Here is a 2,799-nt window from a genome sequence, read left to right on the forward strand (position 1 = left end):
ATCTCCTCGTGTTGATTATTTTGGTTGGCTGACCAATATTTATTCTAGCACGTAGAGATGCATTTTTTGTGACAATGGTAGAACCTTTTCTGAACCATACGCATAGCGTATGGTTTTCTTTTTACAATAAAAAGAAACCTTGTTTTACAAGGTTTCTAATACGTTATGTTATGTAAATAACAGTTAATTATACCGGTGGTCGGGGTCGAACCGACACTCCACAAGTGGAACGGGATTTTGAGTCCCGCGCGTCTGCCAATTCCGCCACACCGGCTTAATGGTAAACAAAAAACTTCCCTTTGGAAGCAATTATGGAGCGGAAGATAGGATTTACACCTATACCTCGTTCCGGGAAGGAACGTGTTCTAAAAGTTGAACTACTCCCGCAAATATTAAATTATGGAGCGGAAGATAGGATTTACACCTATACCTCGTTCCGGGAAGGAACGTGTTCTAAAAGTTGAACTACTCCCGCATAAACCTGGAGGCGGCAACCGGATTTGAACCGGTGATAAAGGTTTTGCAGACCTCTGCCTTACCACTTGGCTATGCCGCCAATAACTGGGCTAGCTGGATTCGAACCAACGAGTGACGGAGTCAAAGTCCGTTGCCTTACCGCTTGGCTATAGCCCATTAATAATAAGGGCGGCTGAAGGGGATCGAACCCTCGAATGTCGGAACCACAATCCGATGTGTTAACCACTTCACCACAGCCGCCATGGCAGGGGCAGTAGGAATCGAACCCACACCAAAGGTTTTGGAGACCTCTATTCTACCGTTGAACTATGCCCCTATTAAAAATAATAAATGGAGGGGGGCAGATTCGAACTGCCGAACCCGAAGGAGCGGATTTACAGTCCGCCGCGTTTAGCCACTTCGCTACCCCTCCATAAATGGTGCCGGCCAGAGGACTTGAACCCCCAACCTACTGATTACAAGTCAGTTGCTCTACCAATTGAGCTAGGCCGGCTAAGAAATGGTTCAGGACAGAGTCGAACTGCCGACACATGGAGCTTCAATCCATTGCTCTACCAACTGAGCTACTGAACCATAATAAAAATGTAATGATGGCGGTCTCGACGGGAATCGAACCCGCGATCTCCTGCGTGACAGGCAGGCGTGTTAACCGCTACACTACGAGACCTATAAAATATTGCGGGAGGCGGATTTGAACCACCGACCTTCGGGTTATGAGCCCGACGAGCTACCGAACTGCTCCATCCCGCGATAATAAAAAATAATGGCGGAGGAAGAGGGATTCGAACCCCCGCGGCCCGTTAAGGCCCTGTCGGTTTTCAAGACCGATCCCTTCAGCCGGACTTGGGTATTCCTCCATTATTATAGGTAAATCGCTATTAATTATAAAATTAAATGGCGGTCTCGACGGGAATCGAACCCGCGATCTCCTGCGTGACAGGCAGGCGTGTTAACCGCTACACTACGAGACCATTAGTAAAACGGAGGAAGAGGGATTCGAACCCCCGCGAGCCGTTAAGCCCCTGTCGGTTTTCAAGACCGATCCCTTCAGCCGGACTTGGGTATTCCTCCAAAATTATATGGACCTTGCAGGACTCGAACCTGCGACCGAACGGTTATGAGCCGTTAGCTCTAACCAACTGAGCTAAAGGTCCTAAATATAATTTTACAACTAATAAATAGTGGCGGTGGAGGGGATCGAACCCCCGACCTCACGGGTATGAACCGTACGCTCTAGCCAGCTGAGCTACACCGCCTTATATAGTTTGTAAATAATATGGTGGAGACTAGCGGGATCGAACCGCTGACCTCCTGCGTGCAAAGCAGGCGCTCTCCCAGCTGAGCTAAGCCCCCATAATAATTACAGTATATCGGGAAGACAGGATTCGAACCTGCGACCCCTTGGTCCCAAACCAAGTGCTCTACCAAGCTGAGCTACTTCCCGTATAATTAACGCGCCCGATAGGAGTCGAACCCATAACCTCTTGATCCGTAGTCAAACGCTCTATCCAATTGAGCTACGGGCGCATATGTTTTTATTGAAAATGGTGCCGAGGACCGGAATCGAACCGGTACGGTGATCACTCACCGCAGGATTTTAAGTCCTGTGCGTCTGCCAGTTCCGCCACCCCGGCACTATAAAAATGGAGCAGAAGACGGGATTCGAACCCGCGACCCCAACCTTGGCAAGGTTGTATTCTACCGCTGAACTACTTCTGCATATGCGGGTGAAGGGAGTCGAACCCCCACGCCGTAAGGCGCTAGATCCTAAGTCTAGTGCGTCTGCCAATTCCGCCACACCCGCAAATGGTGAGCCATAGAGGATTCGAACCTCTGACCCTCTGATTAAAAGTCAGATGCTCTACCAACTGAGCTAATGGCTCTTCCATGGTGCCGGCCAGAGGACTTGAACCCCCAACCTACTGATTACAAGTCAGTTGCTCTACCAATTGAGCTAGGCCGGCAATATGTAAGAATAAATGGTGGAGAATGACGGGTTCGAACCGCCGACCCTCTGCTTGTAAGGCAGATGCTCTCCCAGCTGAGCTAATTCTCCGATTTAAAACTGCCTGGCAACGTTCTACTCTAGCGGAACGTAAGTTCGACTACCATCGACGCTAAGGAGCTTAACTTCTGTGTTCGGCATGGGAACAGGTGTGACCTCCTTGCTATAGTCACCAGACATGTGAATGTAAATTATACATTCAAAACTAGATAGTAAGTAAAAGTGATTTTGCTTCGCAAAACATTTATTTTGATTAAGTCTTCGATCGATTAGTATTCGTCAGCTCCACATGTCACCATGCTTCCACCTCGAACCTA

26 tRNA genes and 1 rRNA gene are annotated in these 2,799 nt (G+C 48.6%); all 27 read right to left on the reverse strand.

The window, feature by feature from the left end:
- Positions 1 to 190 precede the first annotated feature (190 nt).
- The 27 genes from IDG65_RS13740 to rrf all read right to left on the reverse strand — a co-directional run bounded on the left by IDG65_RS13740 (position 191) and on the right by rrf (position 2,659).
- Positions 191 to 274, reverse strand: a tRNA-Leu gene (locus tag IDG65_RS13740).
- A gap of 38 nt (positions 275 to 312) precedes the next feature.
- Positions 313 to 387: transfer RNA gene (locus IDG65_RS13745), tRNA-Gly, on the reverse strand.
- 13 nt (positions 388 to 400) lie between these two features.
- A tRNA-Gly gene (locus tag IDG65_RS13750) sits at positions 401 to 475 on the reverse strand.
- Positions 476 to 482: 7 nt separating this feature from the next.
- Positions 483 to 556 (reverse strand) — tRNA-Cys (locus IDG65_RS13755).
- A 5-nt stretch (positions 557 to 561) separates the two neighbouring features.
- Positions 562 to 633: transfer RNA gene (locus tag IDG65_RS13760), tRNA-Gln, on the reverse strand.
- 11 nt (positions 634 to 644) lie between these two features.
- Positions 645 to 717, reverse strand: a tRNA-His gene (locus IDG65_RS13765).
- A gap of 2 nt (positions 718 to 719) precedes the next feature.
- Positions 720 to 793 (reverse strand) — tRNA-Trp (locus IDG65_RS13770).
- A gap of 15 nt (positions 794 to 808) precedes the next feature.
- A tRNA-Tyr gene (locus tag IDG65_RS13775) sits at positions 809 to 889 on the reverse strand.
- A gap of 5 nt (positions 890 to 894) precedes the next feature.
- A tRNA-Thr gene (locus IDG65_RS13780) sits at positions 895 to 970 on the reverse strand.
- Positions 971 to 977: 7 nt separating this feature from the next.
- A tRNA-Phe gene (locus tag IDG65_RS13785) sits at positions 978 to 1,050 on the reverse strand.
- A gap of 18 nt (positions 1,051 to 1,068) precedes the next feature.
- Positions 1,069 to 1,144, reverse strand: a tRNA-Asp gene (locus IDG65_RS13790).
- 9 nt (positions 1,145 to 1,153) lie between these two features.
- A tRNA-Met gene (locus tag IDG65_RS13795) sits at positions 1,154 to 1,227 on the reverse strand.
- 14 nt (positions 1,228 to 1,241) lie between these two features.
- Positions 1,242 to 1,334, reverse strand: a tRNA-Ser gene (locus tag IDG65_RS13800).
- Positions 1,335 to 1,372: 38 nt separating this feature from the next.
- A tRNA-Asp gene (locus tag IDG65_RS13805) sits at positions 1,373 to 1,448 on the reverse strand.
- Between the two features lie 10 nt (positions 1,449 to 1,458).
- A tRNA-Ser gene (locus IDG65_RS13810) sits at positions 1,459 to 1,548 on the reverse strand.
- A gap of 9 nt (positions 1,549 to 1,557) precedes the next feature.
- Positions 1,558 to 1,631: transfer RNA gene (locus IDG65_RS13815), tRNA-Ile, on the reverse strand.
- Between the two features lie 28 nt (positions 1,632 to 1,659).
- Positions 1,660 to 1,733, reverse strand: a tRNA-Met gene (locus IDG65_RS13820).
- A 21-nt stretch (positions 1,734 to 1,754) separates the two neighbouring features.
- A tRNA-Ala gene (locus IDG65_RS13825) sits at positions 1,755 to 1,830 on the reverse strand.
- A gap of 17 nt (positions 1,831 to 1,847) precedes the next feature.
- Positions 1,848 to 1,921: transfer RNA gene (locus IDG65_RS13830), tRNA-Pro, on the reverse strand.
- Positions 1,922 to 1,930: 9 nt separating this feature from the next.
- A tRNA-Arg gene (locus IDG65_RS13835) sits at positions 1,931 to 2,004 on the reverse strand.
- Between the two features lie 18 nt (positions 2,005 to 2,022).
- Positions 2,023 to 2,111 (reverse strand) — tRNA-Leu (locus IDG65_RS13840).
- A 10-nt stretch (positions 2,112 to 2,121) separates the two neighbouring features.
- Positions 2,122 to 2,196 (reverse strand) — tRNA-Gly (locus tag IDG65_RS13845).
- A 3-nt stretch (positions 2,197 to 2,199) separates the two neighbouring features.
- Positions 2,200 to 2,281, reverse strand: a tRNA-Leu gene (locus IDG65_RS13850).
- A 3-nt stretch (positions 2,282 to 2,284) separates the two neighbouring features.
- Positions 2,285 to 2,360: transfer RNA gene (locus IDG65_RS13855), tRNA-Lys, on the reverse strand.
- Positions 2,361 to 2,365: 5 nt separating this feature from the next.
- Positions 2,366 to 2,441: transfer RNA gene (locus IDG65_RS13860), tRNA-Thr, on the reverse strand.
- A 16-nt stretch (positions 2,442 to 2,457) separates the two neighbouring features.
- Positions 2,458 to 2,533, reverse strand: a tRNA-Val gene (locus IDG65_RS13865).
- A gap of 11 nt (positions 2,534 to 2,544) precedes the next feature.
- Positions 2,545 to 2,659, reverse strand: a 5S ribosomal RNA gene (rrf, locus tag IDG65_RS13870).
- Positions 2,660 to 2,799 lie beyond the last annotated feature (140 nt).

Origin of the sequence: Staphylococcus sp. EG-SA-17 (assembly GCF_017151845.1) — a bacterium.
GTDB classification, from domain to species: Bacteria; Bacillota; Bacilli; order Staphylococcales; family Staphylococcaceae; genus Staphylococcus; species Staphylococcus aureus.